Source organism: Hoeflea algicola, assembly GCF_026619415.1.
Classification (GTDB): domain Bacteria; phylum Pseudomonadota; class Alphaproteobacteria; order Rhizobiales; family Rhizobiaceae; genus Hoeflea; species Hoeflea algicola.
The window spans coordinates 1509778-1531985 of sequence record NZ_JAOVZR010000001.1 but is presented as its reverse complement, the minus strand read 5'-3'; the positions used below and the strand labels follow the sequence as shown (position 1 = coordinate 1531985).

Sequence of the window (22208 nt, the reverse complement as noted above, 5' to 3'; positions counted from 1 at the left end):
GGGCCACAGATGCAGCCAATTGTGTGTGAACAGCGGAGAACGGACATGGCGAAAGCGGAAATCGGAGTCATCGGACTGGGCGTGATGGGCGCCAATCTGGCCCTCAACATTGCTGATAATGGCTACCACGTCGCCGTCTATAACCGGACCACGTCGCGCACCGACGAATTTGCCGCTTCAGCGGGAGAATTGGCCGACCGGGTCACGGCCTGTGCCACGCTGGAAGAATTCGTCGCTGCGATCAAACCGCCGCGTCCGGTGATCATCATGGTCAAGGCCGGCGCGCCGGTTGATGAGCAGATCGCAGCACTGCAGCCGCTGTTAGAAGCCAATGACATCATCATCGACGCCGGCAACGCCAATTTCCGCGATACCATGCGCCGCTTCACCGATCTTGAGGGCTCGGGCCTGACCTTTATCGGCATGGGTGTTTCCGGCGGTGAGGAGGGCGCGCGCCACGGACCATCGATCATGGTTGGTGGTGCCGAGGCGGCCTGGAAGCGTGTCGAACCGGTGCTGACCGCGATCTCTGCGAAATATGAGGGCGAGGCCTGCGCCGCGTGGCTGGGCGAGAACGGCGCGGGACATTTCGTCAAGACCATTCACAATGGCATCGAATATGCCGACATGCAGATGATCGCCGAGGTCTATGGCGTCATGCGCGATCATCTGGGCATGGACGCGCCGTCGATTGCGGCGGTGTTTTCGGCCTGGTCGACCGGTCCGCTCGATTCCTATCTGATCGACATTACTGCCGAAGTGCTCAAGGTCAGTGACGTCGTCTCGAATCGTCCGATCGTCGATATCATCGTCGATGCCGCAGGCCAAAAAGGAACTGGCCGCTGGGCGGTGATCGAAAGCCAGATGATGGGCGTACCGGCAACGGCAATCGAAGCGGCGGTGGCCGCGCGCAGCCTGTCGGCAATGCGGGCCGAGCGGAAGAACGCGCAGGTGCGGTTTGGGCTTCCCCCACAGCAGGCACGGCGGGAAGGCCAGCAGGTCATCGACGATCTCGAAAAGGCGCTGCTGGCTGGCAAGGTCGCGGCCTATGCGCAGGGCTTTGCGGTGATGACAGCGGCATCGGCTGAATTTGACTGGAAGTTGCCGATGGCGACGACCGCACGGATCTGGCGCGCCGGCTGCATCATCCGCTCGCGGTTTCTCGATGAGATCGCTACGGCGTTTACCGACACCCCGGATGTAGCCAATCTGGCGATGACGCCGGCGTTTTCGAAAATCATCGAAGAGACCGACGGCAGCTTGCGGCGCATTGTTTCGGAATCGGTGCTCAACGGGTTGCCGGTGCCGGCGCTAGCTAGTGCGGTGAGCTATTTCGACACCTATCGGCGTGAACGCGGAACCGCCAATCTCATCCAGGCGCAGCGCGATTTTTTCGGTGCTCACGGGTTTGAGCGCTTTGATGCTGATGGCGCGCATCACGGGCCTTGGGGAGGCGAACAGGGCTAACGCAGCCGCGGGGACCGGCTGACGCGAGCGCTCACATCGCTGCCGATTTGATCAGAGATGGCCCGGCGGGCCGGATCCGGCTACCAGTCGGTGAGGTTGTTTTCGATGACGCTCAGGCCTGACTCGAGCCGGCTTGCGCCAGTCTGCCCCAAAGTCTCCAGCAACTTGGCTTCATAGCTGCGCGCCAGTTCGACCAGATCTTGATACTGGCGCCGCCCTTCGCGGGTGAGCTGGATGTGTTCGATGCGCCGGTCATGCTCGTCGGCCTGGCGGTTGATCCACTTGCGCTCCTCGAGCGAGCGTATGGCGCGGCTGACCTTGGTCTTGTGCATGGAAGAATGGGCGCCGATCCCGGTTGCCGTGGTCTTGCCGAACTGACCGATGGTGGCCAGGGTGCGCCACTCCGGGCGGGTCATGCCGTGGCGCTCGCGGTAGAGCGTGGCGAACTGGCGGCTGACGGTTTCCGCGGCACGGGCAAGGCGGTAGGGCAAGAAACCCTCTAGCGCCAATATGTCGTCCTGCGGATCTGTCTTGAGGTTGGCGTGGGGTGGCATGTCGGATTTCGGCTTTCATGGACGTTGCGTTTGTAACAGTTACAATCGCGCCGAATAGACCGAATTTCCTGTCAGCGCAATTGCCATGGGTTCAGTATAATCCTAATCCTCGATCTAATCGATTTTACAAACGGCCCTGAGCGGAGAAACCGATGGAACGTAGCCAGATCAACGACATCCTCGAAGAGAGCGACCGGTTCATCCGGTCGTTCGGCTATATTCTGCCGCCGTTTGCCTATTGGAGCCCGGAGGAAATGCGCCGCCGCACCACCAGCGACGGAAAGAATATCCGCGCCAATCGGCTGGGGTGGGACATCACCGATTACGGACAGGGTAATTTCGATGAACTCGGGCTGTTCCTGTTTACCGTCCGCAACGGCTCGGCTGAGGATTTGGCAAAGGGCAGGGGGATGCTCTACGCCGAGAAGATCATGATCTCGCGCAAGGATCAGCTGTCACCGATGCACCGCCACAACATCAAGGCGGAAGACATCATCAATCGTGGTGGCGGCAAGCTGGTGCTGGAACTGTTCGCGTCAGCCGAAGACGGCTCGGTTGATCCCGACGCCAAGGTGTCCGTACTGACCGACGGCGTGGTTCGAAACCTGGACGCGGGCGGGTTGCTCAAGCTTGATCCGGGCGAAAGTGTCACCCTGATGCCCGGCGTCTGGCATGCGTTCTGGGGAGAGGGGGCCGACGTGCTGATCGGCGAAGTCTCGACCGTCAATGACGATCTGACCGACAATGTGTTTCGCGAGCCGATCGGTCGCTTCTCGACCATCATCGAAGACGACAAGCCAGCCCATTTGCTGGTGTCGGATTACGACGTCTGGCTCTGAGAATACTGTCGGTCGCCGTGCCTGCCGATTGGGCTTTGTGGGCGGTCGATAAAACAAAGAACGCCAGCCCTGACCCCGCATGGCCCTGACTGGCGTCCTGGAAAAACCGTGCCGCTGCTCCATCCCCGCCCCGAGGTGAAACAGTTTACGGTTCCTCGTGTGTGGTTACAGCGGCGGCGTGCCGATCAGCCCGAGCCGTGCAGCTTTGGCAAGACCGGCCATGCGATTGGGTACCTGCAACTTGAGCATGGCCACCGAAAGAACCGCAGAGACTTCACTGCTGGTCAGTTCCAGCCCGTTGCCGATGTCCACGTCGGTGCGCCCTTCAGCGCATTGGCGCAGGCAATTAAGTTCGGTGCGTGTCAGGGGTATCAGCCCTCTGTCCCTGCCAAGGTCCATGGTGTGTCCTCTTGCAATGATCTGGATTCCAGATTCCTGCTGGTGCAGCATCGGTGCCGACCGCATGAAAATCAGTGTTTCCGGTTCAAATTCTGAGGATGGTTATGCACTGAATGGCTGCAAGTCACATTCACTGCGCGCGCCATTCTTCTGGAATGTGGTAAGGATGAAATGATGAATTCGAGAACGATCGGCTCGTTTTTCAACTCTGGTGCAGAGTGCTGAACAGTCGGCTCAGGAGGCGGGCCGGTGCGTCTTGCGGTAGGCGCTAGGTGTCATGTCGAACCATCTGACTGCAGACCGCGTGAAGGCGGCGGGTGCTGAGAAACCCAATTTGTAGGTGATGGCGGAGAGCGACAGTGTTGTCTCCAGAAGCAGTCGTTCAGCCATTTCCCGGCGGCATTCGTCGAGCAGATTCTGCATGCTGGTTCCGGTTTCTGTAAGCCGGCGTTGCAGGGTGCGGGGACTCATGCCGAGACGTTCGGCTTCCTCGGTCAGGGTTGGAACCTTGCCGGCCAAATTTTCGGCCAGATGAAGACGGATGGCGGTTGCCGGATCGTCGCCATCTGCATGTCGGATCGTCAGTGCATCCATCTGCTGCGACATGATGGCAAACAGACGTGGATCGGCGCCAGGATTGGCGCGTGCGAGAAACTCTGTTGGCAGAATAAGAGCGTTGATGGGCGCATCGAAAGTTACATTTCGAGTCAGTAACTCCTTGTGTAGATTGATGTTTGTGGGTTTCTTGCGCACAAGTTCGAGTTGTACGCGATTGATGTCATGGCCCAAAACTGTCCTGAAATGAGACAGCGTCTGCGCCACGCCCATATCCACATATTGATCGCTGTGCAGGATCAACGGAGAGTAGGCCCATTCAAAATGAGTATGCCGGGCGCCTATCTCCAGTGTGCACACACTTGTCTCGCCGGCCTTGTGAAGATTGCGGCCCAGGAAAACCAACAGATCGCGCACCGTCGGGGCACTCATCAGCGCGTAACCAAATGGTCCGCTTGCGCCTTTTTCGAATATTACCGATGACTTCAGGCCAAACAGATCATCGCCCGAGATCATGGCCAGTGCTTCCATGAAACGGCACAGGCGATCGAGACTGACCCTTTCGCCAATTGTATCAAAACGGTCCGGATCCAGACCGCAGGCGCGTGCAATGGGGGCAGCGTCAATGCCACGGCCTGTCGCATAGGTGCCTATTGCGGAGGCAACACCGGCAGCAGCTTCAAACTGGTCGGCTAGTGATGGGGTCATTGCTTTGGCGTGTGATGTAAAGGAATTGACGCTTCAGGTGAAGCATGTATCGTTCCTTTTGTCGACTTCAAGGGTAAGCTCGAATTCTGTTTTTCTGATCATTTTCAAATGTGTTGCCATGAACCATCGATTTATGCCGCCCAACTTTCGCTTGCCTGATGACGCACATCCGCGCATTTGCTCGCTCTTTGAGCTTTGGCTCAAGGCTTGTGATGGCGGATTGCCCGATGTGACCTGTTTCGATGTAACGGCGCTGAGCGCCGAGTATCCCTTGCTGGCACGTATCGGTATAGATGATCCGGGCAGGGTATTGGTCTGGCGCGAGCTTCCTGCCAATGGCCATTGGCCGTTCGGTGCGCCGGTAAGTGGCAGGCCGGTGGTGGAATCCGTGCCGCCGCTCAGTGTCAGGCGGGTTATGAATTCGTTCACCGAAACGCTTGAGAGCGGCATGCCGGATTATTTCGAGACAACATCGTGGATGTATGGTGGCAGAACACGGGCGCTGTCGCGGCTGGTGGTTCCGGTAAATGCTGGTGCCGGGCGGGAATTGATCGCATTATGGGAAACGATGACCCCGCCGGCAGCGCCCTGAGGCAATTCAGGCACCGGTCCGGTTCGCGAAAAGAATTTTAAGCCTATAGTATCTTCGTCGATCCGTGATAAACAAAGGTCAAAGGCTGTGGTGCCCCGCGAGACGGGTTGACCTCATGCCGACTGGATCAAATTGGAGTATATAGATGTCTGTCTCTCCCGCCGTTTCGATCAAAACCGCCAAATCTTTTTTCCAGTGGGAAGATCCGTTCCTGATCGCTGATCAGTTGAGCGATGAAGAGCGCATGATCGCTGACGCAGCGGCCGCGTTTGCCGCCGACAAGCTGGCGCCACGGGTGACTGACGCTTATTTGAACGAAACCACCGACCGGGACATCTTCTCCGAAATGGGTGCTGCGGGTCTGCTCGGCGTCACCGTGCCGGAACAATATGGCGGCGCGGAAGCAGGCTACGTGTCCTACGGGCTGGTGGCGCGCGAAGTCGAGCGGGTGGATTCAGGCTACCGGTCGATGATGAGTGTCCAGTCGTCCCTGGTGATGTACCCGATCCAGGCTTACGGCAGCGAAGAACAACGGATGAAATATCTGCCGAAGCTTGCCAGCGGCGAGTGGGTCGGCTGCTTTGGCCTGACCGAGCCCGATGCCGGTTCCGATCCGGGCGGTATGAAGACCCGCGCCAGGAAGTCCGATGGTGGCTATGTGCTCAACGGCGCGAAAATGTGGATCTCGAATTCACCGATCGCCGATGTGTTCGTGGTCTGGGCCAAGTCCGAAGCGCATGACAACCAGATCCGCGGCTTCGTGCTGGAAAAGGGCATGAAGGGTCTGTCGGCACCGAAGATCGGCGGCAAGCTGTCGTTGCGCGCCTCGATCACCGGCGAAATCGTCATGGAAAATGTCGAGGTCGGCGAAGAGGCGCTGTTGCCGAATGTTTCGGGTCTGAAGGGCCCGTTCGGCTGCCTCAACCGGGCACGCTACGGTATCTCATGGGGCGTGATGGGGGCGGCTGAGGATTGCTGGCACCGCGCGCGTCAGTACGGTCTTGACCGCCACCAGTTTGGCAAGCCGCTGGCCGGCACACAGCTGTTCCAGAAGAAGCTCGCCGACATGCAGACCGAAATTGCGCTGGGGCTGCAGGGCAGCCTGCGCGTTGGCCGGTTGATGGACGATGGCCGTTTTGCGCCGGAGATGATCTCGATCATGAAGCGCAACAATTGCGGCAAGGCGCTCGACATCGCCCGGATGGCGCGCGACATGCACGGCGGCAACGGCATCCAGGCGGAATACCACGTCATGCGCCATGCCCAGAACCTGGAAACGGTCAACACCTATGAAGGCACACATGATGTGCATGCGCTGATCCTGGGTCGCGCGCAAACCGGCATTCAGGCGTTTTTCTGAGCCGTTCTGAAATCCGAGCCTTTATGAACAGGACGAGTCGCCACCATGGCGGCTCGTTTTTTTGCAGTGTGGTCGGCGACTGCGCGGCTTTGCTGGCTGCTAATCGGAGCGCTGGGCGTTAGCCTGAGCGATTGAAGCGGTTGGCGGATCTCGCTGTCCGGGCGCTCACCGACAACGCGCCGGAAGAAATGTCAGCGGAAACCGCGGCCATCCAGAAGCAATTCAACCGGATGCATTTCATCCATCGATAGGTCGGCCAGGCGGGGTGGAATGGCCACACACCCCACCTGGCCCCAACCCGGCTACAGACCGAGGTCGGTAAGCCCGGGGTGATCGGCCGGGCGCGGACCCAAGGGCCAGCGGAACTTTCGCTCGGCTTCGCTGATGGGCAGATCGTTGATCGAGGAGAACCGGTTTTCCATCAGGCCGTCCTGATTGAATTCCCAGTTTTCATTGCCGTAAGAGCGGAACCAGTTGCCGCTGTCGTCGTGCCATTCATAGGCATAGCGGACGGCGATGCGGTTGTCGGTATAGGCCCACATTTCCTTGATCAGCCGATACTCCAGCTCTCGGTCCCACTTGCCGACCAGGAACGCCTCCGCTTCGGTGCGACTGGTTACGAAACTGGTGCGGTTGCGCCATTTCGTATCTTCCGTGTAGGCAAGCGCCACCTTGGCCGGATTGCGTCCGTTCCAGCCGTCTTCGGCGAGCCTGACCTTCTGGCGTGCGGTCTCTTCGGTGAAAGGAGGTGTGAGTGGGCGGGCGTTCATGGGGTTTCTCCTTGTAGTGAAAACTCGGCTGCGTATTAAAGCTCGATCTCGATTCTTGCCGAACCCTTTACCGGGACTGCGCAGCAGATGAGGATCTCGTCGTCGGCCCGGTCGGCCTCCGGTTCGTTGCGGTAGATGACCGATCCGGAACTCAGCTTGGTCGCGCAACTGCCGCAGCTGCCTTGGCGGCAACCGAAATCAGGGTTGAGGCCATGCGCCTCGGCGAATTCAAGGATGGGGCCATCGGCTTTGGTCCAGGCATGCTCGACCCCGGAGGCGGCGAAGACAATGACAGCCTCTTCGGCCTCCTCGACTTCATCAACGGGGATCGTCGGGGAGGGGGCTGCGCTCCCGCATCAGCGGTGCGGTGCAACGACGCCGGACCGAAGGCTTCGGCATGAATACGCGCGTCGTGCACTCCAAGCATGCGTAGAGCATCGTAAATTGCCTGCATGAATGGCGGTGGGCCGCAGAGGTAGAAATCATAATCATCAAGCGGCAGTATTTGTCTCAGCACCTCTTTGGTGATGTGGCCGGTGCTGGTGAAATCGATGCCGGGTTTGTCGCCCGCCCGCGGCCGGTTGACGAATGAGAAGTATCGGATTTTGCCCGCCGTCTGGATTTCGAGGTCGTGAAAGGTCTTGCCGAAGGCGCGCTCGTGGGTGTCCCGGGTTGCATGCAGTATCGTCAGCGGACGCGGGTTGCCCGCTGGCATGCCCTGATTGACGACGTGCCGGGCCATGGAAATCATGGGTGTGATACCGACACCGCCGGCAATCAGCACCGCCGGCCGTTTGATGGTCGGATCGATGAAGAAGGTGCCTGTGGGCGCCTTGATCTCGACCAGGTATCCGGGGCCGACTGCCTCATGCAGATAGCATGATGCCTGACCATGCTCCTCGCGCTTGACGGAAATGCGGTAATGCGGGTCCTGAGGCGCCGATGACACCGTGTAGGTGCGGACGTAAGGCGGTTCGTCGCTTTCGGGGGCGATGCGAATGGTGAGGAACTGGCCGGCCTGAAACGGCGCAAGTCCGCCGCCATCGGCGGGTTCGAGATAGAATGACCGGATTACCGAACTTTCGTCTTCGACAGCTGCGACCCGGAATGGCCGCCAGGCATGGCGGTCGCTGTCTGCAATTTGGCTTTCCGTGGCTTGTAACTGTTGCTGCCAATTGCCCGTCATCAGCGTGCTTGGCGCGTAGGCCTCGAATTCGTAGCGGATCGGTAGCGCGTTTTGCCGCCAGCAGCCGTGATCGAGTGTGAACCGCCAGGCCCGTTCAGCGCCTTCGAAGGCAACAACCTGCGGGTCATCCTCGGGCAACAATTCCACCGTGCCGGTGAGGTGGAGAAGATCGCCGGATTGGAAATCAGCAAAGAGCAGCCCGGCCTTCGGGTTGACGAGGAAATTGCCAAGCGTATTGAAGTAATGATTGCCGCTGTAATCAGGGATCGTCAGCGTGTTGGCTTCGATCCGAACAAAACCTGGTTTGCCGCCGCGATGGGAGACATCGACACCCTCGGCGGGGGACTGTGTTGCGGTGCGGTCGTAGCTGGATACAAAGAAGGTGTCAGCGGCGCCAATCATGGCGCGAGCCTTGTCATCGAATTCACGGAAGGTCTGAACGCCAATCTCGGTACCTGATTGCGCGGGCGTGTGATCAGTATCGAGCGTGCGGCTTTGAATATATTGCGGACAATTGCCGAATGACTGGTCGACGGCGAGAGTGAAACCGGTGGCATCCGTTGACGTCACCTGGCCGTTCAGGCGGTTGCGGCGGCGTGTCGATGGATCAATGCCAAGCAGGCCAAGTTTCGCGCCGGATTTGATCGTGCCATGCAGCGGGTCGGTACCCGCGGCTGTCGCGCGAACCGAGATGGTGGTCGTGTCCGGTGTTGACAGGAAGCCCGGCTGACCGGTGAGGACCGATGCCCAGGGCCAGTCATCGGCATCGACGCCGCCCACCACCAGGAACCGAAGTTGGGCAAAAAATGTCCGGTGCTGGTCGAGCAGAAACGTTCGAATGAAGCGTTGTCCGAACTGCTCCGCCGTCTCGCGTTTGTCGATGCGTGCCTGCATACGCTGTTCGCCGTCATGAAATGGCGAAACGTCGGGCTGCGTTTCTTTGTCGGGGTGCATTTGGGGTCTCGCGGAAGGTGGTGATAAAGCCTCGCCGCCGGAAAGCCGGGGGAGCTTTCCGGTCTCCCTCCTCCGGAGGACGGTATCCGGGATCGGGGGCGAGGCAGACGGTGAGGCTTAGGCAGCCAGACCGACCTTGGTTGAGGGCATCGGAACGAAACCGTCCAGTGCCTCGATATTCTTGAGCAATCGGCGAACGTTGGGGTAGGGCTCGAGCGAAATACCACCTTCGGGCGCGTGCGCCGTGTAGGAGTAGATTGCCACATCGGCGATTGTGGGCCGCTCGCCGACCAGAAACTGGCGACCTTCCATCAGCGTTTCGAGCAGGCCGAGCAGCTTGGCTGCCGTTGCCTTGCAGGCCTCAGGATCGAGCGGAGCATTGAAGACGGTAATCATGCGTGCGGCCGCCGGGCCAAAGGCCAGGTCGCCAGCGGCGAGGCTGAGAAATTTCTGCACTTCGGCTTCGGCTGCCGGGTCGGTGGGCAAATAGGACGGCGCATATTTTCGGGCGAGATAGACCAGAATGGCGTTGGAATCGGCAATCACCGTGTCGCCATCCTCAATCACCGGCACCTGACCGGCGGGGTTGAGCGCCAGGAAAGGCGGCTTCTTGTGTTCGCCGGCGGGCAGATCGACCTCGATCACTTCATGTGCGATGCCGGCAAGATTGGCAAACAGACGTACCCGGTGCGCGTGGCCGGATTTGGGGAAGCTGTGAATTCGTATCGCCTGAGACATGGGTTTACCTTTTACGGTGGGGATGGTGCGTTTGGTTTGCAGATGCAGATTTAGCAAACCGAAATGCTGGCGATAATCCATTGCCTTTGCGAATGATCATGTACAAAATGGCGATAGTAATTGATCCGGAGGCGGGGACACATGGACAGGATCGGCGCAATGCGGACATTCGCCGCGGTGGCGGCGCAGCACTCCTTCACCTCGGGGGCGCGGCGGTTGGGGATCAGCACCAAGCTCGCCAGCAAACAGGTGCGGCAGCTTGAGGAGCAACTCGGCGCGCAACTGCTCAACCGGACCACGCGCAGTGTCTCGCTGACCGAGACCGGACGGGCCTATTTCGAGCGATGTGTGCCCTTGCTCGACCAGTTCGACGAATTGGAAGGGCTGGTGCAGGAGCGCCAATCCGAACTGGCCGGGCCGATCCGGCTGACCGCGCCGACCGGGTTTGGCAGTCTTGAGCTGGTCAATGCAATCCGGCCGTTTCAGCTCGCCCATCCGAAGGTCTCGCTCGACATGCACCTGTCGGACCAGCATGTGGCGATCGTCGAGGAGGGGATCGATATCGCGGTTCGGTTCGGGGCGCTGAAGGATTCAAGCCTGGTGGCGCGCAAGCTGATGGACATGCGCATGGTGGTGGTGGCGGCGCCGGACTATCTGGCCCGGCACGGTCGGCCGTCTGACGCTTACGGACTGGCGACCCACAATTGCCTGATCCAGAAGACCTCGGCCACCCCGCAGGACTGGCTGTTCCGGATCGGCGGCAAGCAGGTTCTGGTTCATGTCGATGGCTCGTTTCACGCCAATTCGCCGCGGGCGCTCACGCATATGGCGATCGGCGGGCTGGGGATCGCCCGGTGCCCGCATTACGCCGTGGCGCCGTTCATCGCCAGCGGCGAACTGGAGCTGCTCTTTCCCGAGCTCGAGGTGACCACCATGGCGCTCTACGCGGTCTATCCTCCCGGCCGTCACCTGACCGCGCGGATACGGGCGCTGATTGATCACCTGGCGGAGACCTTCAGATAAGCGCGGGCGTCGGGCCGCTGCGATAACCTCTCAGAGACCGCCTTCGACCGTGGTCAGGCCGAGAATTTTCCAGGACTGCATGCCGCCGCGATAGTAGGAAATACGCTCCGCCGGGTAGCCTTCACGCAGCATCGCGCGGATGGCGGTGGGCGACTGGCTGCACCACAGGCCGTTGCAATAGAGCGCGACAGGGGCAGCATTTGCGCAGTCCCACGCCTCGCCGGTTCTGGTGCAGCCGAGTTCACCCAGACGATCAGCGATCTCGGTGTAGGGAATGTTGAGCGAGCCGGGAATGGTTTCCCCTGCGTGCCAGTCGATGGTGCGGGCGTCGATGACCAGAGCCTGATTGTCGGCCAGCAAATCGAGCATTTCCAGCTCACCGATGGTAGCGACGCCTTCGGCAACCTGAAACGGCTGGATGCAGAACGGCGGGCAGGCGCGCGAGGTCTGGGCGAAATAGCCGGTGATCTCGTGCTCGGTGTCCTGAATGCGTTCGATGGTTACCGGGCCATCGGCGGTGTTGACCTCGACGCTGGCGATGTCGGGGCGGATCTTGACCACCACTTCGCTGTCTTGCGCGTAGCCCACGCTGCCGGCAAGAGCAAACCAGATCAATCCGAAAAATACCGCCAAGCGTTGCATTTCAACCTCCCTTGCCGCTGGTTTGCGGCGCTCCATCCTGCGTTGCACGCAGTATCGGCAGCCGCGATGACGCTGTAAAGGGCCGCGTGCATGGATAAATGGATACGGCCTCGGAGCGACCGGATTTAGTCGCCGAGGAATTGGGCGATGACGGCCGCCTGCTGCTTGCGCCCGTCGGGATCGAGCCCGGTCTTGAGCGAACAGAACTGTTCGGCCCATTCGGAGGTGCGGATCCGGATCGGCGGGTTTTCGGCCGCAATGCAGTCAATCGCCACGGCGGCGACCTCCTGGGCGGTCTGGTAGATGTTCTGGTCGCGCCGGCTTTCTGCACCACCGATGTATTTCTGCAGGATCGGCAGGTACTCGTCCTCGAGCATGCCGCCGGTCTCGCTCACCTGCTTGAGCACGTTGTTGGCAAATTCGGAGGTGATGCCGCCGGGTTCGACCACGCTGAAATCGAGGCCGAAGGAGGGCGTTACGTAGCTCGCAAGCGATTCCATGTAGCCTTCGACGGCGAATTTGGCCGCGCAGTAGATCTCGTTGAACGGCTGGCCGACCAGCCCGCCGACCGAGGAGATGGCGATGACATGGCCCTGGCGGCGGGCGCGCATATGCGGCAGCACCGCCTTGGTGCAGCGGACCACGCCCATGAAATTGACATCCATCACCCAGCCGATTTCGGCTTCGCTCGCCTGCTCGGTGGAGCGGACGAAGCCGGCGCCGGCATTGTTAATCAGCACATCGATATGGCCATTCTCGGCCATAATGGTGTCGACCGCGCTGGCGATGCTGGCGCTGTCCTGCACATCAAGCTGCAGCACGTTGAGGCTGACACCGGCGTCGCTGGCGGCCTGATCAAGGGCTGCGCGCTTATCGAGATTGCGCATCGTGGCGTAGACCTTGTGGCCGGCCTGGGCGGCCTGCACCGACAGCTCGATGCCGAGACCGGTGGAGGTGCCGGTGATGAGGACGATCTTCTGCATGACGAATTCCTGACGGTTGGGGCAAGTTTCAATGTTAGTGCGCGCTTACGCCGATCCAGACGCGCTCGAAGGTGAGGTCGATTTCGGATTTCTGGACGGCGCGGCCCGCAAGCAGCGCGGTGCGGGCCAGATGCATGGCGGGGGCGACCAGCAGCACCGTGAGCGTGGCGATCGGCAGCGGCGCCAGCGTGCCGTCATCGACCGCGCGCTGCAGCATGGCGGCGATTTCGGCCTGCATGTAGCCGATGCTGCGGCTTTGCGCGGCGGTCAGCACCTGGGCGGCGCCGGCATATTCAACGAACTGGAAATCATGCGGGTGGGCCGAGACGAAATCGAACAGGTCGCGCCACATGCGGCGGATCATGGCGCGGGAACAGGGCTCGTCTTGGGCGGCAACGATGATGCCGTGAAACTCGGTCTTGATCTCCAGATAGACCTTCTGGAGCATGTCCTCCTTGCTGTCGAAATGCAGATAGATGGTGCCCGGCGAAATGCGGGCCCGCTTGGCGACATGACCGACGGAGACCGCGCCAATGCCTTTTTCCGCGACTTCGCGCACCAGCGCCTCGTGGATGCGGGTTCGGATTTGTTCGGCGGTGGGTCTTGGCATCAGACAGCAATTCCAGTAATGAATATTCATTACCCAATAGGCGTTGGCGGCGTTTGTTTCAACCCGAAATCCAATCGGAGTGCAGAATGGCGGACGGCAAACAGGTGGTGATGATCGGCGCGACCGGCGCCGTGGGCGGCGAGGTGGTCAAGGCGCTGCTTGGCATGGACAGCGTCGCGGGCATCACGCTGATCGGGCGGCAGCGCTATGAGGGATCATCGAGCGCGAAAGTCAGCCAGCATGTGGCCGATGTCACCGATCCCGAAAGCTACCGGCATCTGCTGGCCGGCCACAGCCACGCGATCTGCACGCTTGGTGTCGGCCAGCCCTCGAAGGAAGGCCGTGCGCAATTTCTCAGGATCGACCGCGATCTTCCGCTGGCGTTCGGCCTCGCCTGTCGCGAGGCCGGGGTCGGGCATTTTCAATTGCTGAGTTCGGTGGGTGCCGACGCCACATCGAAATCCTTCTATCTGCGCAGCAAGGGCGAACTGGAACGCGGGCTTTTAGCACTCGAATTTGCGCGGCTAAGCCTGTTTCACCCGAGCATGATCCTGACTCCAACCAACCGCTACGGCGTCAGCCAGGCACTGACGCTTGCCGTCTGGCCCTGGCTCACGCCGCTGCTTGCCGGGCCGTTGCGCAAGTTTCGCGGCGTCAAACTGGCGCGGCTGGGCCAGGCCATCGCCCTCAATCTCGATCGCACCGCACTTGCGCGCACCGGAGAGGCCAGCGAAATCCTCGAATGGGATGATTTCAACCGGATTTGTGAGGGGTAGAGCGTCGTGCGAATAACAGGCCTCATTCTGCCACAAGGATTTTAAGGGCTGACAAGGATTTTAGAATGGTCGATAGATACCCACCTGCTGACCCACTCTTTTCTATTTCAATGTATTAAGGCAGCATGTTTTAAGGCTGGAGACGAGCTGAATTAATGACGGGTGGTGTGAAGTGAGTGACGGTCTGCGCGGAACGGACTGGACAAGGTCAGAGGTCCAACTCTGCGTGGCAACCTATTTTGATCTGCTTGAGAAGCAAAACGCCAATGAGCCCTTTATAAAAGCTCACGTGTACCGAGACCTTGCTCAGCAAACGGGCCGTACCGCTTCGTCAATCGAATTCAAGTTTCAAAACATATCTGCTGTGCTGAATGAGATGGGGCTGGATTGGCTGACCGGACTTGCTCCTCTGGCGAATTTTCAAAAACTTTTGGCCGAAACGATCATCGAATACGAAGATAGAGTCAGAGCGCTTGAGACCGTTTCTGAGCCGAAGGGTCTCGAAGACTTGGCCGGTTTATTTGTCGAATCGCCGCCTGAAAGGGCGACCGGGAAAACGTCTATCCCTGAATATATGGAAAAACTTGTACGCAAATTCGACCCAGTTGAACGTGACCGGAAGAATAGACTTCTGGGCGAAGCTGGTGAGGAAATTGCGCTCGAATACGAAAAACGATGCTTGCACGCGATCGAACGGCACGATCTCGCGGAAAACGTCCGGTGGGTGTCAAAAATCGAAGGTGATGGTGCCGGGTACGATATTCTGAGTTTTGATGGTCGTGGGGAAAAGAAGTTTATCGAGGTCAAAACAACAATTGGTAGCAACACCACGCCGTTTTTTATCAGTCGCAATGAGTTTGATTTTTCAAAACGGGAAACTGAACGATTCCGATTATTCAGGGTTTTCGATTTCCGGAAAAGCCCGAGGGCATTTGAGTTGCAGGGTCCATTGGAAAACTTTGTAAGATTGTCGACCGAGACATTTAGAGCGGATTTCCGAGCCTAAGCAGGTTTGTCACGCAGATACGTCGCACGCCCAAAAACAATCCCCGCCTTCATTCCGCCCGCCCATTGACACCACACCCCGTCGGGCATTCCTATGGCGCGAATTCCGGGCGTGGGAACAGCAATGAAATATTCGGCATTATCGATATTGCGGCAGGGGCTTTCGGGCAACAAGGGCTGGCAGCCGGCTTGGCGGGAACCGGAGCCCAAGAGCCATTATGATGTGATCATCGTCGGCGGCGGCGGGCACGGGCTGGCGACCGCGCATTATCTGGCGAAAAACCACGGCATCACCAATGTGGCGGTGCTCGAGAAGGGCTATCTCGGCTCCGGCAATGTCGGGCGCAACACCACGATCGTGCGGGCCAATTACCTGCTTGAAGGCAACGAGCCGTTCTTTGCGCATTCGCTGAGGCTGTGGGAAGGGCTCGAGCAGGAGCTCAATTTCAACGCGATGATGTCGCAGCGCGGGGTGATCAATCTCTATCACTCCGACGGGCAGCGCGACGCTTATGCGCGGCGCGGCAACGCGATGCGACTGGCGGGCGAGGATGCGGAGCTTTTGGGGCGCGAGGAAGTGCGCGAGATGCTGCCCTATCTCGATTTTGATAATGCACGGTTTCCGGTCCATGGCGGGCTGATGCAGCAGCGCGGCGGCACTGCGCGGCATGACGGCGTGGCCTGGGGCTATGCGCGCTCGGCCGACAGTCGCGGGGTGGATCTGATCCAGAATTGCGAGGTAACCGGCATCCGCCGCGAGGGCGGCAAGGCTGTGGGCGTGGAGACCTCGCGCGGCTTTATCGGCTGCAACCGGCTGGGGCTGGCGGCGGCGGGCAATTCATCCCGGGTGGCGGAAATGGCGGGGCTCCGGCTGCCGATCGAAAGCCAGGTGCTGCAGGCATTCGTTTCCGAAGGGATCAAGCCGTTCATCGACCAGGTGGTGACCTTTGGCGCGGCGCTGTTTTACATGTCGCAGTCGGACAAGGGCGGGCTGGTGTTCGGCGGCAGCCTGGATCTGTATAATTCCTACGCCCAGCGCGGCAATCTGGAAACGGTGGAAAGCGTGATGGAGGCTGCCTGCGCGATGGTGCCGGCGGTTGCCCGCGTCAAGGTTCTGAGATCCTGGGGCGGGGTGGTCGACATGTCGATGGATGGCTCGCCGATCATCGATCGCACGCCTGTCGCCGATCTCTATCTCAATGCCGGCTGGTGCTATGGCGGTTTCAAGGCGACGCCGGCCTCGGGCTGGTGTTTTGCGCATTTGTTGGCCACCGGGGAGACCCATGAACTGGCCAAGGCCTTCCGGCTCGACCGGTTTTCGCGTGGCTACCAGATTGACGAAACCGGGCATGGCGCCCAAGCCAATTTACATTAGGGGCGGAACCGATGGCCAGTCTGATCACCTGTCCCCATTGCGGGGTTCGGCCCAAGGAAGAGTTCACCATTCGCGGTGACGCCAAGCCGGTGCGGCCTGCGGCGGATGCGCCGTTCGCGGCCTGGGACGAGTTCGTGCATTTGTGCGACAATGTGCGCGGTGTGATGGCCGAGCACTGGCAGCATTCGGGCGGTTGCCGGCGCTGGCTGGTGGTGGAGCGCGATACATTTACCCATGATGTGCACGGCGTGACGGATGCGGCGAAATTTACCCGGGCGCGGGCGGAAAAGGCAGCACCTGCGAAGCCGAAGCGGGCGGCAAAGGCCGACACGCCGGGCAACAGTGCCGCCAAGCCCGGGAGGGCCAGGCCATGAGCTTCTCGCGGTTTGAGGATGGCGGGCTGATCGACCGGGCGCAGAAGATCGGGTTTTCGTTCGATGGCAGCCGGTTCGAAGGATTTTCGGGCGACACGCTGGCCTCGGCGCTGCTGGCGAATGGCGTGAGCCTGATGGGGCGATCGTTCAAATATCACCGGCCGCGCGGTCTGTTGAGCGGCGGGGCGTCGGAGCCGAATGCACTTGTTACGCTGGGCGATGGCACGACGCGGGAGCCCAATCTGCGCGCCTCGATGGTGGCGCTGCGTGACGGGCTGGTGGCCGAAAGCCAGAACCGCTGGCCGTCGCTGGGCTTTGATGTCGGCGCGGTCAATTCGGCGCTGTCGCCGTTTCTGGGCACCGGATTTTACTACAAGACCTTCATGTGGCCGGCGGCGCTGTGGGAAAAGCTCTACGAGCCGGTGATCCGCCGGGCGGCGGGGCTGGGACGGGCGAGCCACGCGCCGGACCACCAGGAGTATGAAAAGCGCTGGGCGCATTGCGATCTGCTGGTGATCGGTTCCGGGCCTGCCGGGCTAATGGCGGCGCTTCATGCTGCGCGGGCCGGGTTGCGGGTGGTGCTGTGTGATGAGAATGCCGGCTTTGGCGGGCGGTTGCTGAAGGACCGGGTCGAGATTGGCGATGCCGATGGCCCCGGCTTTGCTGCGGGTGTGATCGCCAAACTGGCTGGCAACGCGAATGTGCGGTTGCTCACCAACACAACAGTGTTTGGCGCCTATGACAGCGGTGTCTATGGCGCGGTCGAGCGGCGCGATGGCGAAACTTCCGGTCCAGCGCAGCGGGTCTGGCGACTTGTCGCCAAGCGCGCCGTGCTGGCTGCAGGCGCAGAAGAGCGGCCGCTGGTGTTTGGCGGCAATGACCGCCCCGGCGTAATGACGGCGTCGGCGTTGCGCGGGCTGGTGAATGCTCAGGCGATCCGGCCGGGCGATCATGTCGCTGTGTTTGCCACCGGCGGCTCGGGTCACGAGACGGCGCGGGATCTCATCAAGCGCGGGCTTGAGGTAACGCTTGTTGATGTGCGGACCGATGTGCCTGCGGCGGAACTGGCGGCATCCGAAGGCGCGCGGGTGCTTTCGGGGCATGTGGTGGCGGATGCGCTGGGTGGCAAGGCGGTGTCGGGTATCGAGATGGTCGACCGGGCATCGGGCACGCGGCAGAAAATTAAGGCAAACGCGCTGGCGATGTCGGGTGGCTGGAACCCGGTGGTGGGGCTTGCCTGCCATCGTGGCGACAAGCCGGTGTGGGATGGCGATCTGGGCATGTTCCTGCCGCCGAAGGAGCGCGATGGATTGAGCGCATCTGGCAGTGCCGCGGGTGTTCTCGATCTGGCCGGGTGTCTCAAGAGCGGCGCCGAAGCCGGGACTCGGGCCGCGAGTGAGCTCGGGTTCAAGCCTAAGGCGGCTGAGTTGCCAAAGGCACGCGAGGCCTGTGGCGGATCGGCCGGGTTCACGACGCTGTGGCATGTGGGCGAAGCCAAGGGCAAAGCCTTTGTCGACTTCCAGAACGATGTCACCGTGTCCGATCTCGGGCTGGCGGTGCGCGAGGGCTATGGCCATGTGGAGCTGGCCAAGCGCTACACCACCACCGGCATGGCGACCGATCAGGGCAAGCTCTCGAACGTCAATGCCATCGGCATTCTGGCGGAAAATCGGGGGCTGACGCCGGACCAGGTCGGCACCACGACGTTCCGGCCGTTCTATACGCCGGTCAGCATCGGGGCGCTGGCGGGCGAGCATAGGGGCGCACATTACCGTCCGGTGCGGCGGTCTGCGTTGCATGGCTGGGCGGAAAAGCAGGGGGCTGTGTTCATCGAGGCCGGGGCCTGGTTGCGGCCATCGCATTTTCCGCGTAACGGCGAAGCAGGCTGGAAAGAGGCCTGCGACCGCGAGACGCGTGCCGTGCGGTTGGGCGTCGGTATTTCCGATGCCTCCACGCTCGGCAAGATCGATCTCAGCGGCAAGGATGCTGCGAAATTCCTCGATCTGATCTACACCGGCAAGATGTCGTCGCTTGCCGTCGGCAAGGCGCGCTACGGGCTGATGCTGCGCGAAGATGGGCTGTTGATGGATGATGGCACGGTCAGCCGGCTGGGCGAGAGCCATTATTTGATCACCACGACGACCGCAGCGGCGGGCGAGACAATGGCGCATATGGAGTTCTGCGCGCAAGCACTGTGGCCGGAACTCGATGTGCGGCTCACGTCGGTGACCGATCAGTGGGCGCAGATCACCGTTGCCGGGCCGCAATCGCGCGACGTGCTGGCACGAGTTGTGGATGCGGATTTGAGTGAAGAGGCGGTGCCATTTCTCGCCGCGCGCGAGGTGAAACTGCATTCGGGGCTGGCAGCGCGGCTGTTTCGGATTTCATTTTCGGGCGAGCTGGCGTTCGAGCTGGCAGTTCCGGCGCGCCACGGCGAGGCGGTGGCTGATGCGATCATGGAAGCAGGTCAGCCCTTCGCGGTCACGCCTTACGGGCTGGAAGCCCTGAATGTGCTCCGGATCGAGAAGGGCTTCATCACTCATTCGGAGATCGATGGCCGCACCACGCCGGGCGACCTGGGCTTAGGCAAGATGGTGAGTGCCAAGAAGGACGACTTTATCGGGCGGGTGATGCTTTCGCGCGAAGGCTTGCAGCGCGAGGGCCGCGAGCAGCTGGTCGGGCTCAGGCCGGTCAATCCGGGGCACCGCATTCTGGCTGGCGGACACCTGCTGGAACCGGGGGCTGTGCCAACCATGGCCAATGATCAGGGCCATGTGACCTCTGCCTGCTGGTCGCCGCATCTCAAATCGACGATTGCGCTGGCGATGCTCAAGCGCGGGCGTGCGCGGCATGGCGAGCGGCTGCTGGTCTGGGATCCGCTGCGCGGGCTGGAGACCCCGGTGATGGTGGGACCGCCGGTGTTTATGACGGGTGAGGCGGCAAAGCCGGCAGCTCACGCGGGCGGGCATGGACGAGTGCTGGCGAAGGCACCTGCACCCTCGGGGCTGCTTGAGGGGTTGGTGACGGGATCGTCCGACATAGCCGTGCTGGAATTGTTGCCGGACGCGCCGATGTTGCTGGTGCTCGGGACGGACGCACAGGACCGGACGGTCCGGCGGCTGGCGAAAGCCGGCGACGGGGTGTTGCGCCCGGTACAGCCGGGGCAGGCGCTGGCGGCTGGCAGACCGGGCGAGGGCGCGCGCGAATTTGCCGAGCGGCTGGCAGCGCCCTCCGGCCTGAGCCTGTGCGATCTTTCCGATGCGCGGCAGCGGCTGATGATCAGCGGCCCGCAGGCGCGCGAAATCATCGCCACCCAGACCGGCGCCGACATTCACGCTTCAGCGTTTGCCAAGGGCGCGAGCGCGCCGATGCTGTTTGGCCACGTTCCGGTGCAGCTCACCGCGCTGGACAAGGACCGTTTCGAGATCCTGGTACTAACGACCTATGCAAGGGATCTGGCCGAAAGTCTGTCGCGGGCGCTGCGGCTGGCGGCTTAAAACGCTCTGCGTCGATCGGGATCGGCGCGGCGAATAGGTACCAAAATCGTGAGACAGGCGATCTTGGCGGTTTCCGTCCAACAGCCAGGCAGTGTAGAATTGGCAAGACGCAGTAGCCGCCCGGGACACGAAACCGTGACCTGTTGCGACAAACAGCCTCTTGTGTTTGTTGCACTGCACCATTAGATAGTGTGAGGAGAATTCGGGAGGAATGACCTTTGGAGGTCGACCATGCTCTTCCGGTTTTTGTTCAAGCCGCGCGAACCACAATTTGCCCTTGAAGGCGAGGTCCGGCTGAGATCACTCGGCCCGGCCGACGCTGCCGATTTTTGCGCCCATATCCACGAGCTTCATTTCGAAGATTTCCGGCACCGCTTCAATGGTCTGGTATCGGATGAATGGCTCGACAAATACATCGCCCGTTCGCTTAACGAAGCGATCGTGATCGGGGCTTTCATCGATGATCATCTGGTGGCAGTGGCCGAGCTTCACACCGGCGGCAAGATCGCTGAAGGCATGGGTGAATCGGCCTTTTCGGTGTCGTCGGACTGGCGGCGCCACGGGCTTGGCACGCTTCTGCTGAAGGCGTTGCTGCGGGTGGCGACGGAAAACGACATTGCCACCATCATCGTCGAGACCGGCGCGCAGAACCACGCGATGAAGGCACTGGCGCGGCGCTTTGGCGCGCGGATGCAGATGCAGGGCGACCAGTCGGTCGGCCGCATCAATGTGGCCGAAGGTTTGCGCCTGGCCGCGCGCAGCAAGGTGGCGCAACGGTTGCCATCGGTGGCGGCGAGCATCGGCGACATGCCCGGCAGAGCCTCCGCAACGATGTGAGAAACTGATTCAACTGTCTGCCAGATTGAATCCGGCAATCCGCACAAGCTGTGGAAATTGCTGTTTAAAACTCAACCCAAAAAATGTGCGTGTGAATGCAAAAGGCCCGGGAGGCGGTGATCGCTTCCCGGGCCAATCATTGTGGCAGGCCTGATCAGGTTCAGGCGGCCTTGCTGGCCTTTGCCATGATCTTGGCAGCCTGGTCGCGGACCGAAGCGGTGGTTTCAGTCACCGTCTTGTTGGCGGTTTCGGCAGCATTCTTGATGCGCTCGAAATTGGCGGTGGCGCTCTCGCGAACGTAATCGGCCTGAACGCGCATGGCTTCGACAGGTGTCTTGGCGGCGGCGATCTTTTCGACCGTTGCCAGCGCATGCTCGACATTTGCGGCAGTCATGTCGAACAGGTTCTTGGTGAAAGTGGAGTATTGGCCAACCAGCGAGACAGCGGATTTTTCCATGTCGGCGGCAAGTTCGGCTGCGCTTTCATGGGCCTTCTCGGCGTGGCTCTGGACGGCTGCGGCCTGGGTGGCCATGAACTCGCGGGCGGCTTCCGGAACGGCGATCGATTCCTGAACCTTTTCCAAGGTCTCGGTGATGAAGTTGGCGGTAGGCGCTGCGGTGGTTTCGGCAGCCTTGGTTTCCACTGTCTTGGCCTCGGGGGCCTTGGCGGCAGTGGTCTTGTCGGCGGTCTTGGCAGTCGTTGTTGTGTTGGTCTTGGTCATGTTGGTCATCCTCGGTTGAGCAATGTCGGGGCCCCGTTCGTTGCGACCCGGGGCATGATGTGGTCGCCATTTGTCTTGTGCGATGCGCCATATATATTGCACTGCAACATAAAATGCAAGAGTCCGCATTTGATTAATTCGACGCGGTGCCGGCCTTGCTGCGCCCGCGAATACGCATTGGCGATGGCGGCAATGGCTGTATAGTTGGCCCAGCCTAAAACGGTGCAAGCATCTGGCTTGGCC

General features: G+C 60.9%; 20 protein-coding genes and 2 pseudogenes. 11 read left to right on the top strand and 11 right to left on the bottom strand.

Annotation, left to right across the window (positions count from 1 at the left end; translation table 11 throughout):
• Window positions 1-9: 9 nt before the first annotated feature.
• Window positions 10-1467: an NADP-dependent phosphogluconate dehydrogenase gene (gene gndA / locus OEG84_RS07530; protein WP_324288183.1), complete on the top strand. Its 1458-nt coding sequence runs from the start codon at window positions 10-12 to the stop codon at window positions 1465-1467.
• An 80-nt stretch (window positions 1468-1547) separates the two neighbouring features.
• On the opposite strand, the gene OEG84_RS07525 is transcribed toward gndA, so the two are convergent.
• Window positions 1548-2021 (bottom strand): MarR family winged helix-turn-helix transcriptional regulator, encoded by a 474-nt coding sequence (locus tag OEG84_RS07525; RefSeq protein WP_267653168.1) that lies wholly within the window; start codon window positions 2019-2021, stop codon window positions 1548-1550.
• Between the two features lie 152 nt (window positions 2022-2173).
• On the opposite strand from OEG84_RS07525, the gene OEG84_RS07520 reads away from it, so the two are divergent.
• Window positions 2174-2860 (top strand): D-lyxose/D-mannose family sugar isomerase, encoded by a 687-nt coding sequence (locus OEG84_RS07520; RefSeq protein ID WP_267653167.1) that lies wholly within the window; start codon window positions 2174-2176, stop codon window positions 2858-2860.
• A gap of 165 nt (window positions 2861-3025) precedes the next feature.
• Here OEG84_RS07520 and OEG84_RS07515 read toward each other — a convergent pair whose 3' ends face one another.
• Window positions 3026-3325, bottom strand: a complete 300-nt coding sequence (locus tag OEG84_RS07515) for a LuxR C-terminal-related transcriptional regulator (protein ID WP_267653165.1) — start codon at window positions 3323-3325, stop codon at window positions 3026-3028.
• Between the two features lie 168 nt (window positions 3326-3493).
• Window positions 3494-4522: an AraC family transcriptional regulator gene (locus OEG84_RS07510; protein WP_267653164.1), complete on the bottom strand. Its 1029-nt coding sequence runs from the start codon at window positions 4520-4522 to the stop codon at window positions 3494-3496.
• A gap of 118 nt (window positions 4523-4640) precedes the next feature.
• Here OEG84_RS07510 and OEG84_RS07505 point away from each other — a divergent pair, with 118 nt between their 5' ends.
• Together OEG84_RS07505 and OEG84_RS07500 are read left to right on the top strand one after the other, a co-directional pair.
• On the top strand, window positions 4641-5114 hold the full coding sequence (locus OEG84_RS07505; protein WP_267653163.1) for a hypothetical protein: 474 nt from the start codon (window positions 4641-4643) through the stop codon (window positions 5112-5114).
• 145 nt (window positions 5115-5259) lie between these two features.
• Complete coding sequence (locus OEG84_RS07500; RefSeq protein ID WP_425602829.1) at window positions 5260-6474, top strand: acyl-CoA dehydrogenase; 1215 nt, start codon at window positions 5260-5262, stop codon at window positions 6472-6474.
• Window positions 6475-6776: 302 nt separating this feature from the next.
• Here the strand turns inward: OEG84_RS07500 and OEG84_RS07495 are convergent, their stop codons facing one another.
• The 4 genes from OEG84_RS07495 to OEG84_RS07485 all read right to left on the bottom strand — a co-directional run bounded on the left by OEG84_RS07495 (window position 6777) and on the right by OEG84_RS07485 (window position 10110).
• Window positions 6777-7244 carry a nuclear transport factor 2 family protein gene (locus tag OEG84_RS07495; protein ID WP_267653162.1) on the bottom strand — a complete coding sequence of 156 codons (468 nt, stop codon included), beginning with the start codon at window positions 7242-7244 and terminating at the stop codon, window positions 6777-6779.
• 35 nt (window positions 7245-7279) lie between these two features.
• Window positions 7280-7480, bottom strand: a complete 201-nt coding sequence (locus tag OEG84_RS25470) for a 2Fe-2S iron-sulfur cluster-binding protein (RefSeq protein WP_425602902.1) — start codon at window positions 7478-7480, stop codon at window positions 7280-7282.
• A complete protein-coding gene (locus OEG84_RS07490) occupies window positions 7396-9384 on the bottom strand; it encodes an FAD-binding oxidoreductase (protein WP_267653161.1) in 1989 nt (662 codons plus the stop codon). Before OEG84_RS07490 ends, OEG84_RS25470 begins: the two co-directional genes overlap by 85 nt.
• 117 nt (window positions 9385-9501) lie before the next feature.
• Window positions 9502-10110: a glutathione S-transferase family protein gene (locus tag OEG84_RS07485; RefSeq protein WP_267656117.1), complete on the bottom strand. Its 609-nt coding sequence runs from the start codon at window positions 10108-10110 to the stop codon at window positions 9502-9504.
• A 171-nt stretch (window positions 10111-10281) separates the two neighbouring features.
• Here OEG84_RS07485 and OEG84_RS07480 point away from each other — a divergent pair, with 171 nt between their 5' ends.
• The gene (locus OEG84_RS07480) at window positions 10282-11145 is read left to right on the top strand and encodes a LysR family transcriptional regulator (RefSeq protein ID WP_267653160.1); all 864 of its coding nucleotides are present in this window, start codon (window positions 10282-10284) and stop codon (window positions 11143-11145) included.
• 30 nt (window positions 11146-11175) lie between these two features.
• Here OEG84_RS07480 and OEG84_RS07475 read toward each other — a convergent pair whose 3' ends face one another.
• The 3 genes from OEG84_RS07475 to OEG84_RS07465 all read right to left on the bottom strand — a co-directional run bounded on the left by OEG84_RS07475 (window position 11176) and on the right by OEG84_RS07465 (window position 13380).
• On the bottom strand, window positions 11176-11787 hold the full coding sequence (locus OEG84_RS07475) for a rhodanese-like domain-containing protein (RefSeq protein ID WP_267653159.1): 612 nt from the start codon (window positions 11785-11787) through the stop codon (window positions 11176-11178).
• A 125-nt stretch (window positions 11788-11912) separates the two neighbouring features.
• Entirely contained in the window at window positions 11913-12770 is an 858-nt protein-coding gene (locus OEG84_RS07470; protein WP_267653158.1) for an SDR family oxidoreductase, read from the bottom strand.
• Window positions 12771-12804: 34 nt separating this feature from the next.
• Window positions 12805-13380, bottom strand: coding sequence for a TetR/AcrR family transcriptional regulator (locus tag OEG84_RS07465; protein WP_267653157.1), 576 nt, complete (start codon window positions 13378-13380; stop codon window positions 12805-12807).
• A gap of 86 nt (window positions 13381-13466) precedes the next feature.
• On the opposite strand from OEG84_RS07465, the gene OEG84_RS07460 reads away from it, so the two are divergent.
• The 6 genes and pseudogenes from OEG84_RS07460 (at window position 13467) to OEG84_RS07435 (ending at window position 21244) form a co-directional block, all read left to right on the top strand.
• Window positions 13467-14156, top strand: a complete 690-nt coding sequence (locus tag OEG84_RS07460; RefSeq protein ID WP_267653156.1) for an NAD(P)H-binding protein — start codon at window positions 13467-13469, stop codon at window positions 14154-14156.
• Window positions 14157-14328: 172 nt separating this feature from the next.
• Window positions 14329-15162, top strand: a complete 834-nt coding sequence (locus OEG84_RS07455; RefSeq protein ID WP_267653155.1) for a protein NO VEIN domain-containing protein — start codon at window positions 14329-14331, stop codon at window positions 15160-15162.
• A 123-nt stretch (window positions 15163-15285) separates the two neighbouring features.
• Window positions 15286-16536, top strand: a complete 1251-nt coding sequence (locus OEG84_RS07450) for a sarcosine oxidase subunit beta family protein (RefSeq protein WP_267653154.1) — start codon at window positions 15286-15288, stop codon at window positions 16534-16536.
• Between the two features lie 11 nt (window positions 16537-16547).
• Window positions 16548-16799 (top strand): annotated as a pseudogene (locus tag OEG84_RS07445) (sarcosine oxidase subunit delta); the annotation flags it as partial.
• A 107-nt stretch (window positions 16800-16906) separates the two neighbouring features.
• A pseudogene (locus OEG84_RS07440) lies at window positions 16907-19864 on the top strand (sarcosine oxidase subunit alpha family protein); the annotation flags it as partial.
• Window positions 19865-20638: 774 nt separating this feature from the next.
• Entirely contained in the window at window positions 20639-21244 is a 606-nt protein-coding gene (locus OEG84_RS07435) for a GNAT family N-acetyltransferase (protein ID WP_267653151.1), read from the top strand.
• A 160-nt stretch (window positions 21245-21404) separates the two neighbouring features.
• Here the strand turns inward: OEG84_RS07435 and phaP are convergent, their stop codons facing one another.
• Window positions 21405-21965, bottom strand: coding sequence for a TIGR01841 family phasin (phaP, locus tag OEG84_RS07430; protein WP_267653150.1), 561 nt, complete (start codon window positions 21963-21965; stop codon window positions 21405-21407).
• Between the last annotated feature and the right edge of the window lie 243 nt (window positions 21966-22208).

Coding starts and splice junctions, on each gene's coding strand:
- OEG84_RS07470 (WP_267653158.1), bottom strand. CDS start 12,770: ATGCAGAAGATCGTCCTCATCACCGGCACCTCCACCGGTCTCGGCATC.
- OEG84_RS07495 (WP_267653162.1), bottom strand. CDS start 7,244: ATGAACGCCCGCCCACTCACACCTCCTTTCACCGAAGAGACCGCACGC.
- OEG84_RS07510 (WP_267653164.1), bottom strand. CDS start 4,522: ATGACCCCATCACTAGCCGACCAGTTTGAAGCTGCTGCCGGTGTTGCC.
- OEG84_RS07435 (WP_267653151.1), top strand. CDS start 20,639: ATGCTCTTCCGGTTTTTGTTCAAGCCGCGCGAACCACAATTTGCCCTT.
- gndA (WP_324288183.1), top strand. CDS start 10: ATGCAGCCAATTGTGTGTGAACAGCGGAGAACGGACATGGCGAAAGCG.
- OEG84_RS07490 (WP_267653161.1), bottom strand. CDS start 9,384: ATGCACCCCGACAAAGAAACGCAGCCCGACGTTTCGCCATTTCATGAC.
- OEG84_RS07505 (WP_267653163.1), top strand. CDS start 4,641: ATGAACCATCGATTTATGCCGCCCAACTTTCGCTTGCCTGATGACGCA.
- phaP (WP_267653150.1), bottom strand. CDS start 21,965: ATGACCAAGACCAACACAACAACGACTGCCAAGACCGCCGACAAGACC.
- OEG84_RS07520 (WP_267653167.1), top strand. CDS start 2,174: ATGGAACGTAGCCAGATCAACGACATCCTCGAAGAGAGCGACCGGTTC.
- OEG84_RS07500 (WP_425602829.1), top strand. CDS start 5,260: ATGTCTGTCTCTCCCGCCGTTTCGATCAAAACCGCCAAATCTTTTTTC.
- OEG84_RS07460 (WP_267653156.1), top strand. CDS start 13,467: ATGGCGGACGGCAAACAGGTGGTGATGATCGGCGCGACCGGCGCCGTG.
- OEG84_RS07515 (WP_267653165.1), bottom strand. CDS start 3,325: ATGCGGTCGGCACCGATGCTGCACCAGCAGGAATCTGGAATCCAGATC.
- OEG84_RS07450 (WP_267653154.1), top strand. CDS start 15,286: ATGAAATATTCGGCATTATCGATATTGCGGCAGGGGCTTTCGGGCAAC.
- OEG84_RS07525 (WP_267653168.1), bottom strand. CDS start 2,021: ATGCCACCCCACGCCAACCTCAAGACAGATCCGCAGGACGACATATTG.
- OEG84_RS07475 (WP_267653159.1), bottom strand. CDS start 11,787: ATGCAACGCTTGGCGGTATTTTTCGGATTGATCTGGTTTGCTCTTGCC.
- OEG84_RS07480 (WP_267653160.1), top strand. CDS start 10,282: ATGCGGACATTCGCCGCGGTGGCGGCGCAGCACTCCTTCACCTCGGGG.
- OEG84_RS07465 (WP_267653157.1), bottom strand. CDS start 13,380: ATGCCAAGACCCACCGCCGAACAAATCCGAACCCGCATCCACGAGGCG.